This is a genomic window from Methylophaga pinxianii, assembly GCF_020447225.1.
In the GTDB taxonomy this organism is placed as follows: Bacteria; Pseudomonadota; Gammaproteobacteria; order Nitrosococcales; family Methylophagaceae; genus Methylophaga; species Methylophaga pinxianii.
Map to the genome: position 1 here is coordinate 1 of NZ_JAJAEO010000073.1, position 1,016 is coordinate 1,016.

Below are 1,016 nucleotides of genomic sequence, written 5' to 3' on the forward strand. Positions count from 1 at the left end.
ATTCCTGTTTTTTGCGAATTAATTGATTCTATAGCTTTATCAGATATAGATGTTTGGGTGAGATTAGCTAAAGCCAGAGCACTATTGATTCCTGTTTGTTGAGAATTAATTGATTCTATACCATTATCAGATATAGATGTTTGGGTGAGATTAGCTAAAGCCAGAGCACTATTAATTCCTGTTTGTTGAGAATTAATCGATTCTATTGCTTTTTCAAATGCAGATGTCTGGTTGAGATTAGCTAGACCCAGAGCACTATTAATTCCTATTTTTTGCGAACTAATTGACTCTAATGCTTTTGCAATTGCTTTTCCAAATAAAAGCTGGTCTAAGTCTTTCATATTTGTCTTATTCAAACCTATATTTAAGGGTTTTTAAACTAATCTTATTTTTAGCCATATAAATTTTCTGTAATGCTCGTTTGAGTTACTCTTTTATAATCAAAAGGGGTTACAAATTTGATTTTCTAATGGGTAGATGTGAACTACATTTCATTTATCTCTGACTCCCTATGAGCGCAAGTGATCAAGTTGGCTGACACCATGATTCCTGACGCCAGAATTGTTCTTCGTTTGTACATTCTACTGGCCATTTTGCGTGACTTTGTCCTGACTGTTATCTATTGCTGAATTATTTTTAATTTCACCAATTTTTTATTTTTACTGATTGGGGGTTTCATAAACTTTGGCAGTAAATCTCTGGGCCGTCCAATCTAAAGACTCTAAAAGAAGAGTGTATTTCTTTCCGGCTATTTGAAAAGGCCAATTTTGTCCCGGTTTAGCCTCTGTAACTGATATCGGCTTTTCATTAGGCAGTGTTATTTGAGCAATTGCAAACCTATCTATGTCAATTTTTTGGATTCCCAACACGGCTTTGGTTCTAGGATCAACAAAGGACGAACCAACCGAAACCCTAGAACGGGTTCTACCCCGATTTTGCGGACACTTCAAAGAAGCCTGATAATGGGCAAAAGGAGTGTTTATGTCGAAGAGAAGAAAGTACAGTACTGAGTTCAA

2 protein-coding genes are annotated in these 1,016 nt (G+C 35.7%); both read right to left on the reverse strand.

Annotation, left to right across the window (positions count from 1 at the left end):
* The coding region (locus LGT40_RS00345) for a hypothetical protein (RefSeq protein ID WP_226343111.1) at window positions 1-341 on the reverse strand (341 nt) is incomplete at its 3' end.
* A gap of 318 nt (window positions 342-659) precedes the next feature.
* On the reverse strand, window positions 660-1,016 hold a 357-nt coding region (locus LGT40_RS00350; protein ID WP_226069673.1), incomplete at its 5' end, for a hypothetical protein.